15 protein-coding genes are annotated in these 17984 nt (G+C 70.9%); 4 read left to right on the forward strand and 11 right to left on the reverse strand.

Annotated features, from left to right (window positions below):
- Positions 1-1102 precede the first annotated feature (1102 nt).
- Positions 1103-1723, forward strand: coding sequence for a hypothetical protein (locus QQS16_RS43025; protein WP_286068184.1), 621 nt, complete (start codon positions 1103-1105; stop codon positions 1721-1723).
- 58 nt (positions 1724-1781) lie between these two features.
- Positions 1782-2201: a helix-turn-helix domain-containing protein gene (locus QQS16_RS43030; RefSeq protein WP_286068185.1), complete on the forward strand. Its 420-nt coding sequence runs from the start codon at positions 1782-1784 to the stop codon at positions 2199-2201.
- A gap of 998 nt (positions 2202-3199) precedes the next feature.
- Here the strand turns inward: QQS16_RS43030 and QQS16_RS43035 are convergent.
- From QQS16_RS43035 to tpg (QQS16_RS43055), 5 genes are all read right to left on the reverse strand, one after another.
- Entirely contained in the window at positions 3200-3742 is a 543-nt protein-coding gene (locus QQS16_RS43035; RefSeq protein WP_286068186.1) for a hypothetical protein, read from the reverse strand.
- A 17-nt stretch (positions 3743-3759) separates the two neighbouring features.
- Positions 3760-4032 (reverse strand): hypothetical protein, encoded by a 273-nt coding sequence (locus tag QQS16_RS43040; RefSeq protein WP_286068187.1) that lies wholly within the window; start codon positions 4030-4032, stop codon positions 3760-3762.
- The gene (locus tag QQS16_RS43045) at positions 4032-4265 is read right to left on the reverse strand and encodes a hypothetical protein (RefSeq protein WP_286068188.1); all 234 of its coding nucleotides are present in this window, start codon (positions 4263-4265) and stop codon (positions 4032-4034) included. Before QQS16_RS43045 ends, QQS16_RS43040 begins: the two co-directional genes overlap by 1 nt.
- A 590-nt stretch (positions 4266-4855) precedes the next feature.
- Entirely contained in the window at positions 4856-5683 is an 828-nt protein-coding gene (locus QQS16_RS43050) for a hypothetical protein (RefSeq protein WP_286068189.1), read from the reverse strand.
- A gap of 101 nt (positions 5684-5784) precedes the next feature.
- The gene (gene tpg, locus QQS16_RS43055) at positions 5785-6375 is read right to left on the reverse strand and encodes a telomere-protecting terminal protein Tpg (protein WP_286068190.1); all 591 of its coding nucleotides are present in this window, start codon (positions 6373-6375) and stop codon (positions 5785-5787) included.
- Positions 6376-6503: 128 nt separating this feature from the next.
- Between tpg (QQS16_RS43055) and QQS16_RS43060 the strand changes: the two genes are divergently transcribed.
- The gene (locus QQS16_RS43060) at positions 6504-7316 is read left to right on the forward strand and encodes a GNAT family N-acetyltransferase (protein WP_286068191.1); all 813 of its coding nucleotides are present in this window, start codon (positions 6504-6506) and stop codon (positions 7314-7316) included.
- Between the two features lie 2 nt (positions 7317-7318).
- On the opposite strand, the gene QQS16_RS43065 is transcribed toward QQS16_RS43060, so the two are convergent.
- Positions 7319-7876, reverse strand: coding sequence for a hypothetical protein (locus QQS16_RS43065; RefSeq protein ID WP_286068192.1), 558 nt, complete (start codon positions 7874-7876; stop codon positions 7319-7321).
- Between the two features lie 110 nt (positions 7877-7986).
- On the opposite strand from QQS16_RS43065, the gene QQS16_RS43070 reads away from it, so the two are divergent.
- On the forward strand, positions 7987-9234 hold the full coding sequence (locus QQS16_RS43070) for an endonuclease VII domain-containing protein (RefSeq protein ID WP_286068194.1): 1248 nt from the start codon (positions 7987-7989) through the stop codon (positions 9232-9234).
- 123 nt (positions 9235-9357) lie between these two features.
- Here QQS16_RS43070 and tpg (QQS16_RS43075) read toward each other — a convergent pair whose 3' ends face one another.
- From tpg (QQS16_RS43075) to QQS16_RS43095, 5 genes are all read right to left on the reverse strand, one after another.
- On the reverse strand, positions 9358-9915 hold the full coding sequence (gene tpg / locus QQS16_RS43075; protein ID WP_286068195.1) for a telomere-protecting terminal protein Tpg: 558 nt from the start codon (positions 9913-9915) through the stop codon (positions 9358-9360).
- 12 nt (positions 9916-9927) lie between these two features.
- Entirely contained in the window at positions 9928-12267 is a 2340-nt protein-coding gene (tap, locus tag QQS16_RS43080; protein WP_286068196.1) for a telomere-associated protein Tap, read from the reverse strand.
- Between the two features lie 105 nt (positions 12268-12372).
- Positions 12373-13203: a DciA family protein gene (locus QQS16_RS43085; protein ID WP_286068198.1), complete on the reverse strand. Its 831-nt coding sequence runs from the start codon at positions 13201-13203 to the stop codon at positions 12373-12375.
- The gene (locus tag QQS16_RS43090) at positions 13200-15386 is read right to left on the reverse strand and encodes a hypothetical protein (protein WP_286068199.1); all 2187 of its coding nucleotides are present in this window, start codon (positions 15384-15386) and stop codon (positions 13200-13202) included. Before QQS16_RS43090 ends, QQS16_RS43085 begins: the two co-directional genes overlap by 4 nt.
- Before the next feature lie 1141 nt (positions 15387-16527).
- The gene (locus QQS16_RS43095) at positions 16528-17898 is read right to left on the reverse strand and encodes an NsdA family TPR-like regulatory protein (protein ID WP_502964004.1); all 1371 of its coding nucleotides are present in this window, start codon (positions 17896-17898) and stop codon (positions 16528-16530) included.
- Positions 17899-17984 lie beyond the last annotated feature (86 nt).

Below are 17984 nucleotides of genomic sequence, written 5' to 3' on the forward strand. Positions count from 1 at the left end.
CCCGCGGAGCGGGTACCACATCGCTGCGCGATGTGCAAGGGGGGCGGTCGCTGCGCTCCCGCTGCCCGTGCGATGCACGGGCGGATCCCTCCGCTGCGCTCCGGGATCCGGTGGGGCCGGCCGCGATGCGTCCGGCGCGGCGCGCGGTGCGCGCTCGCCCGCTGAGGGCGTGTCAGGTGCGGCTAGTGGGGCCTCCAGTCGGGGAGTTAGGGAGTCCTGCGGACTCCTGGGCGGGTCCGCTGCGCTCCCCCGCCTGACGGTCCTTCCGGCTGCACCTCCAGAACCGTTGGGGCCCGCTGGCGCGGGCGGGGCTGGCTACTGGGGTGGGGGGTCGCTCGTTCGTGTGGGTTCCAGTGTACCGCGTGCATCAGGTTGATGCAGCATGTACCGTTGGCGAAAACACGGGACACCCCCCAACCACCCGGACGGGGCGCGCCCTTTGATGAATGGTCAGCTCCGGAATTCGGTTCACCCACTCACCCGAGGAATAACGAATTGAGAAGCTGCCGACCCGAGCCACAGAACGGGACCTCAGATATCGGAAAGCCTGAAATTCCGAGGTGCGGAGATACCGAAGCCGAACGGCCCCCCGGGGCCGGGCGGCGGAACCGCCCACCGGCACCAGCCGCGCTTCCTCGCTTGTGAGCGTCACGGTCGGCACCACCCGAGACTCAGAGCCGCTGCTGCTGTCCACTGCCCGCACCGAGCCGCGGAGCCGCACGCGAAGCGAGCCCAGCCACGGAGGCCCGGCTCCCTCGATCCGGTGGCTGTCCACGGCGACACGCCCGCTGCTGCCAGCTGCTTTCCCGTACGCGCCGGGGCGTGTCGGCGGGAGTTCGTGTGGTGGTTGAGCTCTAGTGACACATAAGAGCGCTCCGCCCTGAAACCGGCTCTGACCTGCGGTGATGCGAAACCGTTTGTTCTAGGTTTCCAGAACAAACGGTTCCTGGGTGTTCTGGAGATCCAGAACAACGGGCCCCCGAACCTGACGGGTCATCAGGTGACTGTGAGCCACCGTTTGTTCTGCCCCTCCAGAACAAGCCGGTTTACCTAGTGCTACCGTGCTGCCTCAAACGTTGATCATCTCTGGAGGACTGTGCTGATGGAACAGCTGCCGATCGTCCGCCCCGGCGAGCGCGTGGTCGCGCGGTCGGACGGCAAGGGCGGCTTGATCCTGGGCGTCGAGAAGATCAGGGGCCGCGAGTTCGCCGCGAGCGCGGAGTGCAGCGGCTACGTCCTGGACGCCCGACTGCTGATGGACGTGCTCGGCAGCCTCAAGATGCCCGGCTCCTGGTTCCAGGTCTGGTGCAAGCTCGTGGCGCTGCAGAACGCCAACCGCGCCGACGACCAGACCCGTGCCGCCGCCCGCGGCTTCGTGAAGACCAACCAGCGCGACCTCCAGGCCCGGTGCAACCTGTCGGCGGCCTCCGTGAACGAGGCCAGCCAGTTCTTCGCGCACATCGGCTGGATGCGCACCGCCAAGCGCGGCATCCTCCAGCTGAACCCGTGGCTCACGGTGGCCGGCACCTCTGGCGAGCAGGAGAAGTGGCAGGCGCTCTGGAACAGCGCCGAGGGCCCGGCCTGCATCATTCCGCACTCCGACTACCCCACCGAGTGGCGCCAGGCGCGCGAGGCGGAGAAGAAGGCCGCCGAGGCCGCCCGCCGTAAGGAGAAGGTCGTCACGCTCCGGCAGCGGCGGCCCGTACGCAAGGCGAGCGCATGACCTCGCGCGGCATATCCTCGTTACAGCGTCTCGACCTGATCGGAAGTGGTGAGGCTCCGTGAGCAGCTCTTACGTCCCCAGCCCTCCCACAGAGGCCCCCGTCGCGATCCCCCGTGACGTCCTGCGCCTCCTGGCCCTGGTCGACGTCTCCACAGCCGGCCGCCGCGTCCTGGACCAACTGCTGTACCTGAGCGACCCGGACACCGGCACCGCCGCGATCAGCCAGAACGAGATGTGCGCAGAGCTGGGCGCGAGCAAGCCGACCGTCAACCGCGGCTTCAAGGAGCTCCGCGAGTGCGGACTCGCCTGGAGCCTCGAGGACAGCCTCTACCAGTTGCACCCGCTGCTGACCGGCGGCAAGGTCTCCTCCGCCGTCATGGCCGTCCCCGAGATCAAAGCCGCCGACCCTGCCCGCTTCACTCAGCAGCGACGGAGTCGGTACGCCGCGCAGATGGCGAACCTGGCCCCCACCGGCTGAACTCCCTCGATCGAGCGCGAAGCCCACCACGGCGTCGCACCCCCGGGTGCGGCGCCGTTCGCATGCCCCGGACGCCGGGACGCCCACCCGTGCCGGTAGCACCAGGTAAACCGGCTTGTTCTGGAGCAGCAGAACAAACAGCGAGCAGCAGTACCCGGCTGCTGCAAAAGCAACCGAGCAGCAGCCAAAGCAGCGCGGCATGCAGCGGACAGCAACGGCCGGTAGCACCAGGTAAACCGGTTTGTTGCAGCGGAGCAGAACAAACGATGCCGCTGCGCGACGGTCGGCAGTCCCGTTGCAGCGCCCGGGCAGGGCCTCGCCGTGTCCTGCTGCTGCCCGACCGAGCCCGGCCTGCTGCACGTGCAGCACCCTTGCGCCGTCCAGGTCGTGCGATTACTGCGCCACAGTCCCCGACCCCGAGCAGCAACCGGCCTTGCACCCTTCACCACCAGGAGCAGCAGCCGATTGCGCAACGGACAAGGCACAGTGCAGGCCGGGAAGGGTGCAAGGGATTGCGTGCAGTCGGTTGCAGCAACGGCGGACTCCACCGGGAGCGCCGGCGCCCTAGGAGGACGGGGCCGATCGACACCGGCGTTGCACCCCAATAGTGGTTAGTACAGATAGCGGTTCTGTGCGGGTTGTAGATCTCTCCCCCCTGAGAGCAAAGCTCGGTCCGGGAGCAGCCGGGAGCCATGCGACGGGGAGACGGCGGCGAGGCGATCGTGGAGCCGCTCCGAGGGGATCAGCGGCGCCTTCGGCCCCTGCGAAGCGCTGTGCGGCGCTGTGAGCGCCTCTGACGGCCTCGATCGCCGCTCGGGAGTCCGGAGGGCCTCAGAACGCCGCAGACGGCCGTACGGGGCCGGGAAGGATCATGTGCGCCGAACGCTGGCGGGCTGTCGCCACAGGTGAGGGCAGATGATCGGGCCCCGTTCTGCGAGCTCTGCTCTCAGGGGGGAGAGATCTACAACCCGCACTAGAAGCACTATCTGTACTAACCACTATTGGGGTGCAACGCCGTCGTGCCGCAGGCGCATGGCAAGCGTCTCGCAGTACGTGAGGGATGTCGTCGCCACTCCGAGGTCGCCCCTGGCGGCGGCCTTCCGCGCCACGTCCGTCATCACCAGCATGCTCTCCAGCGGGCTCTCCTCGCCGGCGGCCGAAGCCTCTTCGACCCGGGCAACCAGCACGCGGTCGGCCTGCTCCAGGACCTCGGACCACACACCGCCGTACGCGGCCGGGTCGACGCCGGTCAGGGGCGTCAGCCACAGGTCGGCGTGCGACTGGAGGAGCTGGTCGCCGGAGCGGAAGTCGAGCACGGTGCCGCACGGCATCGTGCCGTCGTCGGCGTGGTCCGCGGCGCCGGGCCACCCGTCCAGGTCCACGACGTGCACGGGGCACAAGTACGCGAGCCAGGCCGCGCCCGGCCCGGAGTCCTGCGCCGGGCCTTCGCGGAGCACGGTGGCCTTGAAGGGACACTCCACCACCGTGCGCAGCCCGCCGAGATCGCGGTGGCCGGAGAGCTCCTGGACGATGGACGGCACTGCGGCTCCTTCGCTGGTCAGACTTCGATGTACGCGACGACCACCACGGTGCGCAAAGCACTGACCCAGTACAGGAGGCGTACGCGCTCGACTTCGTCGGCGTACTGGCGCAGCTGGGGGCCGGAGGCGTCGCCGGGGAGCGGCTCGCCGACGTCGGGGTCGACGGAGATGACGACCAGGGCGCGGTCCAGGGCGTGGATCTCCGCCTCGCTGGTGATGTTCTCCAGCTGCTTCGTAGCGGAGTCCGAGAAGACGATCCGGGCGCGGCGCGGGCCGTGCTGCGGGGCCATCAGGCGACGGCCGGGCGCTGCGAGGCGAGCCGGGCGAGGTGGGCCTCACGCAGCTCCTCCCACGGCGTGCAGTCCTCCACCGCGGGCAGACCGTTGGCCGCGATGTCCTCGAGGACGGCGGCGAACTGGTCGGCCTTCTCGCGGGTCTGGGCCGCGTACGCGCGCAACCCGTCGGCGGCCGCGGGCTCCAGCTGCTGCCGGGCGTGGTCGGCGGTGGCCGGCTGTTCGCTCATCGAGGGCTCCAGAGGGCAGAACTGGCGTCTGCTCCAACGGTATCGGCCGCCCCGGGCCCTGGGGACCACTCCGGACGAACCAGCTCGAACGAGGGTGCCGGGACCCAGGACCCAGCTTCTGGCCCGGTCCGTGGTCACCAGGGAAAACACCGGTCTCGGGACCCAGGGACCCAGGTTCTGGAGGCGCTGCTGGGTCCTGGTCCCTGCCCGCTGCCCGATGACACAGATCAGCTGAACAGTGACACAGATGAGCCTGTCCACCTGGGGAAACGGGGGGTTGATGACACAGATGACACAGGTCGGGTGGACTGTTCAGGCCGGGATGCCCGGCAGGCCCTGGCCGTTGGTGATCGGACACCGCATCCGCACCCGCCGGCCCGCCCGGGACCGATCCCGACGGTTACGTTCCGTACGGATCACACCCGCCCGGCAGCATGATCAACACTGTCACGCTCCACCCCGGATTTTCGGGCCCTGGAGGGGGTCTCAGCAGCCTCCAGACCCCGCGAAACGGACACAACGGGCGTGATTCGGGGGTGGTGTGACAGTTTTCGGGGGCAGCGTGACGCTCGTGTCACGCTCACGCTCCGTCAGCGTGACACCGATCCCGGGCTTGCGGGAGGGCGGCCGGTGGTGGGGTCGGCCTGCTTCTGCCAGGCCGTACGCCGGGCGAGGAACGCGGCGAGAGCGCCGGCGGCTTCGGGCTCGGAAGTGGCGAGGCGGCCCGCGAACGCCAGCTGACCCATGTCCGCGCCGGGGACCAGGCGGGCGAGTTCGGCGAGCAGCGCGGCGTGCGCGAGGACCGGCGGGGTGAGAAGGCTGGCCGCGGCCTCGCGTGCGGCCGGGTCGCGGTAGTGCCCGAGGTGCGCGGCGAGGGCGTGGGCGAGCCAGGCGTCGACGTCGGCCTGGACGTACCCGTCCGCACGACGGGTGAGTTCGTCGCGGACGGCTTCGTCTCCGTCGCGGGGCTCGGTCTGCTCCAGCGTGCCCAGCGCGCGCAGCGCCTGGAGCTCATCGGCGCGGGCCGCGATCCGCGCGGCCTCGCGGTGCTCGGCTTCCCGGGCGGCGGCGGCCGCGGCTTCGGCGGCGAGCTCGGCCTGGACGACGTCGTCGGCGTCCGGGTCGTACACGGTGCCCGGCGCCGCGTCGGCGAGCAGCTGCGCGATGCGCTCCCACTCCGCGAGCTCCGCCGGGCCACGGACGTCGTCCGCCAGGTCCTCGTGCCTGGAGTCCTGCCGTGCGTCGAACCGGGCGTCCTCGAGGGCCGCCGCGACGGCGCCGGCGTCCATCCCCTTCGCCTGTCGCCGTACGACGCGGCGGCCAATGCGGGCGGGGTCGACCGGCTCCCGGGGCGCGGCGACGCGCGGGGCGAGCGGACGGCGCGCAGTGCGCCGGGGCGGCCAGGGCGTGGTCATCATCGGCCTCGTATTCGTGGTGCGGATTCGACAGCGGGCCGCCGCCAGAGCGCTGTGCGACGGCCCGCCGGATTGTTTTATAGCAGGCCATGAATTCGGCTGTGTCAGAACATGAAATCTATGGACTGGACGTGCGTGAAATCCGCGCGCAGGCCATCGGCCCGGGTGCCCCATTCCGTGAAATACGACTCGGTGATGGCCTCCGCGACGATCGGATGCAGGTCTTCCTCTGTCGCTCCGGCCTCCTGGAGCTCCAGGATCTGCTTCACGTAGGTGGGCGAGATCGGGGTGGTGATGGTGCGGATGCGGCCGTCGTCCGAGCTGCCCGAGCACGTGAATCCGAAGTACGCCGTCACCTCCACCATCATCCCGCTGGACGTGGAAGCCTGTTCGCGTGCACGTGCCCTGACCTGCGGTTGCCACTCGGACTCGGTTGCCTCCACCAGGGCGGCCTGGAGTCGCTTCTGTGGCTTCTTCAGCTTCCCGGCGCGGTAGCGCTCGATCGTGCGAGTCGAGGTGCCCACACGCTCCGCCAGGCTCCTCGCTGACTCCTTCATCCGCGTGAGGAGGAATTTCACCTGAGCATTTGCCGACTTCGGCGCGGGCCGGGTGAAGACCTTCCGCTCCGCCCGCGCGAGGGCCTCCAGGACCTTGCCGCGGCTCGGGGCCGGCTGCTGCTGCTCGTGGTCGCTCATACCTCCTAGGGATCACGGATCGCCTGTGGACAGATTCCGGGCGCCGCGGCTCCAAGTCGCCTGCCCACGAGGGGTGTTAGGCGGGGTGCCGGGTGGGGGAGGTTTGCGGTGACAAGGGGAGGAACGCCGTGGGGAAGCGGAACGGGGCGCGCAAGGGCGCCCGGCGGTCGGGAAATCCGGCGCGCCGCGAGGCGGAGCGCATGTTCTCGGGGGACGTGATGGGCGAGCGCATGTACGCCGCCACAGCCCCAGGAGCCGGGGTCCAGCCGGGCGAGATCATCCCCGTGACCGTCCCGGCCTTGCCGGACGGCGTGGTGATCCGGGACGCCACACCCTCCGACGCGGCCGCGTTGGAGCCCGTGATGCGGCTGGCCGACCCGGACAACCCCGACGGCTCCTGGCGGCAGCTTCCCACCGCGATCCGCCAGAGCCTCGACGCCGACAAGTACACCCGCGTCCGCGCAGTGCAGGAGACCGAATCCGACGCGCTGGTCGGCGGCACGATGACGCTGCCGGCGGCATGGGCGTACACCCACCCCATGCTCATGGGTTCGCCCAACGCGCACATCATCGCCGGACTGGTCGCCACCCTGGACTCCCTCGCGGTGGTCGAAGCGTGGCGCGGCAAGGGCATCGCCCGCGCCCTGGTCGCCGACGTGGAGCGCGCGGCCGGCGCCCACGAGAAGGGGAAGTTCGGCGCGGCCATCCTGTACGTCACGCACGAGCCGGAGCTGACGGACTTCTACGCCGGGCTCGGCTTCACCCTCTCCCCCGACGGCATCGGCATCCCCACACCGGCCGGCTTCATCTGCCACGGCCCGATCAAAGGCTTCCGCTTCTCGGTGAAGCCGCTGCGCACCAGCGTCCAGATGGAGCCCATGGCTACCCCGTACGGGCAGCAGCTGGTCGTCCGTGGCGTCCTGCCCGTTCCTGCGCGCTGACGTCAGCGGCGGGTGACGGCGTAGCCCGCGTCGTTGACGGCGGCAGTCCACACATCGCGGTCGAACCACTTGCTGATGTTCGGCTGCATCTCGGTGATGGTGCGCATCCGGGCCTGCCAGTCGTGTCCAGCCGGGCCGCGGCTGCCGTCGCACCCGGCACAGCCGTCCTCGCCGTGGATGTGGCCGGCCATCCATGCGTTGACCGCCACGTTGACGATGACCGCGTACAGGTCACCGCCGGTCTGCGCCAGGGAGTCCGGGACACCAGCGAGGACCAGGGCGAGCTCGGGGTTGTCGATCGGCGGCATCGGTGCCCCCACGCCCTTCTCGCTGCTGCTCTCCTCGAAGGCGCTCGCGCTGCGGGCGAGACGGTCGGCGAGGGCGGCGGCGTCGAAGTACCGCCAGGCGGAACGCACCTGGATCCTGAGCTGCTCCGCCACAGCGCTGACGTTCTTCTCGATCGTGTCCTCAACCGTCGACGGCGCGAGCGTCACCCCCCGGTGAGCCAGCTCCGCGAGCGTCTGGGCAACAGCTTCCTTGAACGCCTTCGTGTTCCGCACCACCGCATCGTAGGCGCGTCGGCGTAGCCGCCGGACGGCTTCACCAGCATTGACCGGCAACGACGTGCAGTTCGGGCGGCGTTGTCAGTGGCGGCTGCCACCATCCGGCCATGCCCATCAGCCGGGAGTACGCACGCTCCCTCTTCGCGGACCTGACACAGAACGCCCCGGTGCCGCTCGATCCTGACGAGCTCCTCCACATGCCTCGCCTGCGGCAGCACGGCCACGTCTTCTTCGGCGACATAGCGGTGCGCTGCTACAAGCACAAGGCTCGCTGGACCTACGACGAACGCGACATCCGGGCCGCCGGGCGTGCGTTCGCGGACATGGAGGTGGACCTGGACGACGTCGTCGACGTCCAGCTGCCCGCCTACCGCGACCTCCCGGAGCGCGATCCGGAGGAATGGCACCGCCCCAACTGGCGGCGCCAACTGGTGTCGTGGATGTTCGCCCGGGCCCAAAACCAGCTGCTTGAGCAGGGCCGCTCCTACGACGCGTGGGGCTCTTGGCGGAACATCGGCGCGAACGGACTTCCCGGCGAGCTGACGTGGGAAGAGTTCGTCGCGTCCAGCAGCAAGGCCCGGCACCTGCAGAACATCGCCGGCACCCGGCCCCTCCAGCTCCTGACGTGGTCCGGGGAGACCTGGCTCCTGCCACGGGCCTACGTGGACCTCCTGGACCGCTGGGAGCGGCGGCAGGACGAACTGGTGGCCCGGGCCCGACTGTGCTCCTCCTGCGGCGAGCAGGGCCCGTACTGGGGCGGCTGGCGGACTCCGACGACGTCCGGGTACATCACCCGGTGCCCGCCCTGCTCCGGCGCGGCCTTCCAGCCGTACACCGGCCACCTGCGCGGTGTGCAGTACGAGACGATCCGTCGGCGCGGTACGAGGGCTGACGACTACCTGTGCCGGCTGTGCAAGGCAAGCCAGGCGTCCGTGTGGGATCACTGCCACGAGCACGGCCATGTCCGAGGACCGCTCTGCGGCAGCTGCAACACCCGCGAGGGCACCGCCAGGCCGTACTACTTCCTCCAGCTCGAAGGTGGCGCGCTGCACCTCCTGGAGTGCCGCGGCTGCCTCGAACAGCGGACCCTGCCGCGCCGCTTCCACCTGGACGTGGTCCGCGCGCACCTGGAGGAGAACGAGCGGCACGGGCGTTGTGGCAAGCAGCCGTACGTCCGCGAGGCGGAGCACACACACGGTGTCCACCGCTTTCAGCTGCAGTGCAGCGGCTGGCATGCAACCGGCAAGTGGACGAAGGACGTCACGGCATCGGAGGTGGCCACGCTCGTGCGGGCCTTCGTCGACGCCGTGCAGGAAGGCCGGCCTTCTCCCGGCGACGCCACGGAGGCGGGATGACCGGCGTACGGCGGTGTCGTTGAACACGGCATCGCGTGCAAGCACATCCGACCCCCCGCGGATACGCGAGCGAGCCCCGGACCGCATCGGTCCGGGGCTCGCGGGCTGTTCGGGGCGCGGCTGCTACAGGTCGAACTCGAGGTGCTCGATGTCCGTGAAGCGGACCTCCTCCAGGCTTCCGGCGCGGCGGCCGCCGTCCTGGAAGTACACCTCCTTGAGCGCTTCGGCCGCGATCTCCTGCAGTCGGGCGTCGCTGGCACCAGCCTCCTGGGCTTCGAAGAGGCGGGCGGCGTAGCGGGGCGGCAGGGCGACGGTCAGGTGCCGGATGCGGTCCTGGTCCGTCGACCCGATCGGCGCGGTGTAGCCCATGCGGGCGCGGGTGTCGATGACGATGCCGCCGGTCGTCGCCGCCTTCTCCTTGGCCTTGGCCCGGATCTGCGGCTGCCACCGCTTCTTCACCTCGGTCTCCAGGCGCGCGGCGAGGGCCGGGCGGGGCTTTTTGATCTGGTCCTTCACGTACCGTTCGACGGTGCGCTGGGAGACCCGCAGCATCTGGGCGACCGCCTTGGTGGTCTTGAGCTGCTTGACCAGGTACCGCATCTGCGCGCCCGCGCTCTTGGGCGCCGGGCGGGTGAACGCCTTCTGCACCGCGGCTTCCAGGCCGTCCCCGAACAGGCTCATCGTGGCCCTCTCCTACTCTCCGTTGTCGACGTCGGTGACGGTGCCGTCCTTGATGTACCGGGCGAGGTTGAGCTCCGGGGCGTTGAACCGCTCGCGGACTTCCTCGCCCCACAGGACATCCTGGGTGCCCTCGTGCTTGACCAGGCCGGGGTTGATACCGAGCTTGAAGCCGCCGGGCAGCGGCTTGCCCTCCAGGTAGGGCAGGAAGTCCAGCGGGCTCGGTCCGTTCGAGGCGTAGACGACGCAGTCGGACAGGATCGCGATGGGGTACTGCCCGGTGAACGCCGCGTGCTTGACGATCTTCCGGTGCAGGTTGATCCGGGTGCGGGAGATGACCGCCGCCCGGATGTCCGGCCGCCACGTCGGGCGGGACAGGGCCCGCCACGGCTCGCCCGGCCGCCAGCCCTCCCCGCGCGGGCGCTCGCGCAGCTTGCCCAGGCCGCCCTTCACCGTCGCCTTGACCGCCGAGACGACGATCGCCAGCTCCGGGTCACGACCCTTGTAGCCGTCCATCGCCTCGAGGAAGTCGGCCGGCGACAGGTCGGCGTCGACACCGAGGTCGGCCATCGTGGCGAGGTAGGCGTCGCGCAGCCGGTTGTACCAGCCGTCCAGGTAGCGGCCGTTCTCCCGCCGCACCCACGCCTCCAGCGGGCGCACCTCGTAGCCGAGCTCCACCGCGTACGCCACGGTGGGCGTCGCGTACCAGGCCGGGCCGGTCGGTCGCTCTCCCTTCGGCGTGAACGGGGACGGCAGCAGGCTGCCGTCCAGCTCCACCCACTCCTTGCCGACCTTCACGCGGGACAGGTCGACGTGGGACAGGTCGACCAGCCACGAGCCGGGCAGCTTCGGGTCGAACACCGGGGCCTTGACGTGCGTCGCCTCACCGAGGCCGACGGTCAGGCCGTTCGCTCCGGCCGCGAAGGCCATGTTGACGTCGATGCCGACCAGGTGGCGCAGGGTGCACTCCGCGTCGGTCATCGGCCGCGCCCAGTCGTACGCCTCCTCGAACAGCTTCTCGCCGGGGCCGCGCACGTGGAAGCGCGGCAGGTCCTTGAGGACCGGGTGGCCGTCGGGGACCTCGCACGGCGGCCAGTTCATCGGGTCGATGGCGTCCTTGCCCAGCGAGCCCGGGTTGTGCTCGGAGTGCCGCTTGCCGTCGGCGTCCGGCTCCGAGGCGCGGGTCGGCGGGTGCAGCGCGGTCATCAGCTCCAGGCCGGTCACGGCGGTCGATCCGCGCGGCGTCATCACCCGCGAGGCGTACACGCCCAGGACGCGGGCGAGTTCAGCCGGCGGGAGCTGCCCGGCCTCGCCCCAGTGCCGGGTGTCCAGCGCGTTCCACGACGGGATGCACAGCTGCACGCAGGCCCGCTCCGAACCGGTCGCGGGCCGGTAGATCCGCGCCCACGGGCCGAAGCCCCTCTTCGTCAGCTTCCACTCCGCGCGGACCAGCTGCTTGATGACCTTGTGGCCCTCCGGCAGGCGCCCGGCGTGCTTCTCCTCCTCCGTGAGCGTGACGGGCAGGCCGTAGCGCTCCAGCGCGGACGGAGTGAGGACGATGAGCGGGTCGGCGTCCTTGCCCGGCCCGGACAGCTTCGGCTGACCGAGCTTGGCCTCGCGCAGCGTCCAGTCGACCAGGGCCGGGATGCTCTTGGCGGGCACGTCCAGGACCAGGCCGCCGGTGCAGTACGCCAGCACCTGCCCGTCCTCAACGTCGACGACCGCCAGCGGCCCGTTCTCGAACCGCGGGTCGGTGCCGCCCGCCGGGGTACCGGCCGGGGCCGCCTTCTTCGCACCCGGGCGGCGCGACGTCGACGACGGCCTGGTGGTGCGCGCCGGACGGGGCGCGGCCGCCGGAGCAGCAGCGACAGCGGCAGGGGTTTGGGTGTTCTCGGTTGCAGTCATGGCCGCAGCCTCGGACGCCTCCCCTGTGGACAGAGTCCGCGCTTCCGCCGGGTCGGCGAAACTCGCCGGGACGGGCGCGCCGGGAGAGGGGTAGAGGGATGCGGCGAGTTCGTCGAGTACAGCGGCCGACACAATGCCTTCGGGGTCGACAGCGCCGCCGAAGGTGGCGGGCACCGGGGCCGCCGGCTTCTCCGGCGTTGCGGGTGCGGGGTAGAGCTCCGCGAGCTGCCGCAGCAGCCGCGCGTATGCCTCACGCTCGGGGCCGCGCGGTTCGGTCGGCTTCTTCGTCGACTCCCAGGCGGACACCGTGGCCCGGCGCACCTTCAGTGCGCCGGCGACTTCGTCCAGCGTCAGGCCGTGCGCAACCCGCAGCCGCTTGCGCTCCTCCGCCGGCGGCAGCGGAGAGCGGGACGCGACCAGCGCGTCGACCGCGTCGAACATCTCGGACATGGAACACCTCCTGACCCACACTCTACCCCATGAACCGTAAGGATCGCGTACGTTCACCGTACGAATACCGTACCGTACGGACCCTCTTTCGGGTGGGGCGACGTTTCAGGCTGACGTCCTCAGCGGAGCTGGCTGGGGTGCCGCCGCCACGGTCCCGGCCTCCCTCGCCGCGCGCTCCGCCCGGGCCCGGCGCAGGGCTGCGGCGCGGGAGACGTCGGCCTGGCGGCGGCGCTCGGTGCGGGCCTGCTCGATCGGGGCCGGTTCGTCGTCCGGAACGGTGTCGGGCTCGGGGAACGCGCGCCGGGACAGCTCCCGCATCGCGGCAGTCTGCCGCTCCACCGCCTCCGCGATGTGGGGGTCCACTCGGGACGGCCTGGCCGCCTCCTGGTGCGCGGCGAGCGCACGGCGGTATCCGTCCGAGGCGGTCTCCCGGGTACGCGGCGGCCCGGCGGGCGCGGCCTCGGGCTCCGGATCGACGTCGGCCGGCTCGGGCACCGGCACCGCGCCGGGCGCCAGGATCCGCAGGGACCGGACGACCGTCCGACCCGCCGACTCGTTGGCGGCCGCGACGATGCGGGTCTGCTCCAGCCGGGTCTTCGTCGCCCAGGCCGCCGACTCCGGGCACACGGTGAGCCGGCCGGACTCAGCGTCGTACGACACGGCGGCGACATGCCCGGCGAGCTCGGGGGCGATGGCCGCCCACCGCTCGCGCAGCGTCGCGCCGGCAGCCGGGAGCTCCCACGCGCGCTCGGTGACCAGCGCGCCGATTGCGGCCCCCAGGCCCATCGGCTCGCGCCCGTCCCGGCGCACCGTACGGACCACGCGCGGCTGCTTCTGCTTCGTCTTCTGGCCGCCGCCGTTCTTCCAGGCCTGCTCCATCGCGGCCCGCAGCGCGACCCGGGCCAGGTCGACGCCGGACACCTCGCCGCCGCTCATGCCTGCCCCCAGGCTGTGTGCCCGAGGACCAGGTGGCGGGTGCCGGACAGTCGCTGTGCCTGGTCGACCAGCTGGTTGCTGAACAGGCGCCTCGCGGACGTCTCGCCGTACTGGTCGATGTGGTCGAAGACGACCTGGTGGTCCTTCATCGCCTTCACCCGCCAGTCGCGGACCTGCTCGCGGGTCAGGTCCTCGAGGACCAGCTCCTGGTCGCCGTCGGCGGTCTCCGGCTCCGGGGCGGGGACAACGGCGGCCGGACGCGGCGCGGGCAGCACGACCGGGGCCACCGGCGCGGCCGGGACGACGTCGGCCGGCTGCGCGGCCGCGGCTTCGGCACGGGCCTGAGCTGCGGCGGCTTTCCGAGCGCGGACCTGCTCCCACTCGCGGGCCTTCGCCCACGCCCTGGCCGTCACGCTCTCGTGCAGCTGCTGTTCGACGGCCGTACGACGCTCCGCCTCGGAGGCTCCGGGCATCGCTGCGTCGACGGCGGCCGCGACCGCGTGGCGCTGGGCACGGCGGCCGACCTGCCGGTCCTCGCAGCGCGGGCAGTCCCGGCCGGAGTCGAGCAACATGCCGTCGTCGCACAGGGTGTCGCCGCACTGCTGCCGCTGCGGCAGGCCCCGTCCGATCAGCCAGCCCACCGGATCGACGATCGGCCCGCCCAGCCGCAGCTGGTCCTCCAGACGCCGGGCGAGCCGGTCGGCGAGAACCTGCGGCGCGTCGATCCGGCCGACGAAACCGCTCACCGTGGTCAGCTCGGCACGCGCGGCGGCCTCCACCAGGCGGCGGGCGGCCGGACGCTCCAGACGCGCCCACAGCAGCCGGACCGGCTCCAAGATCACCCGCAGATTCTCCGGCGGCAGGACCCCCCTCCCCTGCTGCTGCCTGCACTGACCCGCACCGTCCATGACTCGCACCGAGCCGTCGGCCACCGGCCCGCAGCCGCCGTTCACGCCTTCGATGACCGGGGACTCCTTCGGCTGTTCCCCGCGGAGCGGGCCGCCGTCCTCGCGCACGCACGCGCGCTCCGGCCGACGGCCTTCACCCCCACGGCCTTCGCCGGAAAAGCCACCAGAGAGCGCAAGAGAACCCCCAGGAGTAACCCCAGAAGCGTGGAGAGCGTGGTGCTGTGCAGTTGCGGCGAGGTCTGCCGATCCGGCCATCCCGTCCTGTCCGGTGCCCTCCACCCCAGTCGTCACAAGGGTCTCGCCCGTCTCGCCGGACTCAAGATCTCCGGATGCAGTACCGGCGAGGTCTGAAATCAGAGACTTGGCGACCCGGCGAGCCTCCCGCACGGCCACGCCGTGGGCCTCGGCAACCGGCACCAGGCGCACCCGCGACTGCGCGTTCAGGCCCGAGCCGGTCTCCTTGCGCACCACCTCCGCGACGCCGTGCTCCTGGAGCCGCTTGAGCACCTTCGCCCCGGCCGCCGCCGTGCAGCCCAGCAGCCGCCCGACCGTCGCCGCCGGACGCCCACGGCCGGTGTCCACCGACCCGGGGCACAGCTGCAGCCAGCCCGCCGAACCCGTCGTCAGCACCATCAGCAGCAGCCCGAGCCGGTCCGTCGCAGCACCCCGGCCCGTACGACCGGCGAGCAGCCCGGCCGGGACCACCGGCTTGTCCTTCGGAGCCCACCCCGGACCGAACAGCACCTCGATGAGGCTCAGCAGCACCGCCAGCTCCGAGCGCGACAGCGCCAGCGGGTGCCGCCGGTCACCGGCCTTCTGCGCCCGGTACATCGGGATCACCCAGCACTCCAGACCCGTCGCGTGCCCGAAGGCGTTCGTCGCGACGTTCGAGCCGAGGAACCCGGCAGCACGCAGCTCGGGCAGCACGGTGTGCGCGACCGTCGACTGCGACACCCCCAGCCACCGCCCGAGCTCCGCCGCCCAGATCGACGTCTCGAAGTCCTTGCGCACATCCGCCTTCGCGGTCAGCACCACCGACGCCAGCCGCGCGCCGTCCGACGCGCCGGCCAGCGCCGGGGACGTCACCAACGCGCGCACCGCCGCGAGCAGCCGGGCCCGCATCGTCTTCGACAGCTGGAGCGGGTTACCCAGCTCCAGCCGCGCGACCGGACCGGCCTGCGCCGGAACCGACCGCAACCGACGACGCGACGCCTCACTGGCGAACTCCGTGCGCGGGCGAGGAAGCACGGCGGCCGGTGCCGCCACGGCGCTCATCGGCCCACCCGAACGGAAGAGAAAGAGATCATCTCGGCAGCCTGGCGCAGGTCGCCTGTGGACAGAGTCCGAGCAGCGGCGAAACCGTCCCTCCCTCCCGCCCGGCGGGCAGGAACTTCGGATCGCGTCCCGCCCCACGGGACGGAGCTCCGGAGCACCGCGGCGGCCGGCGCCGCCAGGAGGACATGGGCCCCCCTCCCGGTATAGGTGTCGCGGACCGAGGTTCGTGTGACACTCCACCCCGAAGAATTTTCGTGACTAATGCCGTGAACGGGGCAAACAGGCTGTGCGAATCCCGTCACGCGGGAAGGGGGGAGGGCTCGAACCAGGCTGAATCGGACACGGTCGAGCTGACAGAAGACACCGATCTCGTGCACTATGGCGGGGACACCAACCTTCATATGGATCGCCCCCGACCGCGACCAGGCCCCTGCCAGGGACCCGACCACGGCCGAGCGCTCTGTACGGATGGAGCCCCGAGCACCGACGGCCTGCCAAAGCCGCCGGAACCCGGGGTGACGCTGTGGCACTACAGAGGCCCCTTGCCAAAGGGGCTCCTGGAGAGCCGAGGTGGCCCGCTTGCCAAAGCGGACCGGGTGGAGCAACCCGCTTGCCAAAGCGGGGTACTGCGATGGAGAAAGACCCAGCTCGATGAGCTGGAGCCCAGAACCGGCGCCAAAAACCGGGATCTGAGCGCCGACCTGGACGGTGTGTCCGGTCGGAAGACGGGCCGCGCGAGGCCAGTGGATGCCACTCCACCTGTCGGCGCGCGCGGCCGATGGCCGCTAGGTCATGGCCGACCCCCTCGAACCCGAGAGCGGAGTCGGCGCATACCCACAGGCGAGCCCGATGGTGTGATCGCAAAGGTGAAACGGCGCAGATACGCGTGCAGTTCCGCAGACGCGGGTACTCTTCATCCCGCGATCACCTCCCATCAGGTGTCGCCCAAACGGAGCTTCGCCCCGTTCGAGAGCCCTGGGACCCGGCATGGTCCCGGGGCTTTCGCCGTTTCCGATGATCCACAGCCTAGCCCTAGAACCGGACAGAACCGTCGGACGAATTCGAGCAACGCCCGAGGCGCCCGGAATGCTGAACCCGCCAGGCGGAAAGCGCGCGGGAATCTGCCTGTCACACGGGAAGCTCATTGGCCACCCCGCAGTTCGCGGAGATGGGTGACGAACTCCTGCGCTTCGGAGGCGTGTCCGTAGTGAGTCTGGAGGGCCTGCCCAAGGTCGGCGGCCACCATCGCGAGTGACGGCAGCGACTTCCGCTCCCCCGTCAGGGCCCGCTCCCCGTAAGCGAGTGCGGTGTCCAAGTCGCCTTCGCGCGCGGCGACCACGCCAAGCGTGACGCGGGCCTCCGCGATCCGCATGGGTGACCGCTCCGTCCCGTCGAAATCCGTACCGGCCCGGATGACCTCATTGGCCAGCTGCTCCGCAAGCCGGTTCTCGCCCGACTTCCTCAGCGCGTCCATGCGATAAAAATCGTATTTCGCGGGGTCGACGACGAAATGATTCTCGATGTTCTCCGGGTAAGGCAGCCGCTCCAGGATCTGACGGCCCTGATCCAGAGCGACTTCGGTCTGCGACCGGTCCCCCAACCTGGCCCACGCCTTGGCCTTCTGCGCGTACAGCTGCGCGGCGACGCTCTCGTTCGGCGCCACGGCGATGCCGGCCTCCGCGGCCGCGATGACGCCGCGGTAGTCGCCCCGCGTCAGCGCGAACCACGCCCGCATCTCGTGCGCCCAGCCCTGCACGCTCAGCTCCCCCGCCTCCTGACCGAGCATCAGCGCGGCCTGCCGGGTGGCCTCAGCGTCGCGAGGCCGGCCGGAGTCGTACTCGACACAACCCACCAGCAGGCTCAGCTTCCCGGCGAGGGCGATGATTTCGCGGTGTTGGGCGAGGTTGACCCGTTGGTGCTGGAGGCCGACGACGCGCGCGAGCCACGCCTTGCCCTCCAGGAGCAGCTGGTCGGCGGGCATGTACGCGTACTCGCAGCACAGCCGGTCCGCCGTGATCCGCAGCGCATCCAACGTCGCGACGTCGACGTCGGACGCGCGGAGGCGGGCGATGATGTCCACGGTGTCCATGCCGCTGACCTGCAAGATTTCTGCACGGCCGTCACGGCGTGACCGCTCAGGGAAGAACGCGCCGGTCGTCGTGCCGAAGACGGCAGCGATGGCCGACCTGTACTTCGTCGGCTGGGAGTCACCGCGTTCCCAGCGTTTCCACTGACGAAGGAGATCCTGCTCGCTGACCTCCTGGTCCTGGGGGAGCCGGACCATCAGGGCACGCACCGCGTCGGCCTGCGACCAGTCGCGCGCCGCACGCTCTTCGACCATCCGGCGTGCCCAGTCGGGACGCTCATCCATCGCTGTTCCCCTCCCGGTTACGGTCCAGCGGCGCAGCCTGCGCCCCGACGAGGTGATGCCCGTGGAACGGAGGCCGGCCCTTCTGCGGCCGAGGATGGCACGGCCCCTTGATCGCGCGGAGGTGACAAGTGGTGGTGACATTCGGAATGTCACCACGTGCTGTCACTTTCCGCGGCCGCAGGACCCGAGCACGGTCATGGTCAACAAGTGTCCGGTGCTGCGCGTGG

The organism is Streptomyces sp. ALI-76-A (assembly GCF_030287445.1).
Lineage (GTDB): Bacteria > Actinomycetota > Actinomycetes > Streptomycetales > Streptomycetaceae > Streptomyces.

Bases quoted from the DNA above. Each gene is read 5' to 3' on its own strand.
- QQS16_RS43045 (WP_286068188.1), bottom strand. From the start codon at position 4,265: ATGAGCGAACAGCCGGCCACCGCCGACCACGCCCGGCAGCAGCTGGAG.
- QQS16_RS43095 (WP_502964004.1), bottom strand. From the start codon at position 17,898: ATGTCACCACCACTTGTCACCTCCGCGCGATCAAGGGGCCGTGCCATC.
- QQS16_RS43090 (WP_286068199.1), bottom strand. From the start codon at position 15,386: ATGAGCGCCGTGGCGGCACCGGCCGCCGTGCTTCCTCGCCCGCGCACG.
- tap (WP_286068196.1), bottom strand. From the start codon at position 12,267: ATGTCCGAGATGTTCGACGCGGTCGACGCGCTGGTCGCGTCCCGCTCT.
- tpg (WP_286068195.1), bottom strand. From the start codon at position 9,915: ATGAGCCTGTTCGGGGACGGCCTGGAAGCCGCGGTGCAGAAGGCGTTC.
- tpg (WP_286068190.1), bottom strand. From the start codon at position 6,375: ATGAGCGACCACGAGCAGCAGCAGCCGGCCCCGAGCCGCGGCAAGGTC.
- QQS16_RS43050 (WP_286068189.1), bottom strand. From the start codon at position 5,683: ATGATGACCACGCCCTGGCCGCCCCGGCGCACTGCGCGCCGTCCGCTC.
- QQS16_RS43070 (WP_286068194.1), top strand. From the start codon at position 7,987: ATGCCCATCAGCCGGGAGTACGCACGCTCCCTCTTCGCGGACCTGACA.
- QQS16_RS43025 (WP_286068184.1), top strand. From the start codon at position 1,103: ATGGAACAGCTGCCGATCGTCCGCCCCGGCGAGCGCGTGGTCGCGCGG.
- QQS16_RS43085 (WP_286068198.1), bottom strand. From the start codon at position 13,203: ATGAGCGGCGGCGAGGTGTCCGGCGTCGACCTGGCCCGGGTCGCGCTG.
- QQS16_RS43040 (WP_286068187.1), bottom strand. From the start codon at position 4,032: ATGGCCCCGCAGCACGGCCCGCGCCGCGCCCGGATCGTCTTCTCGGAC.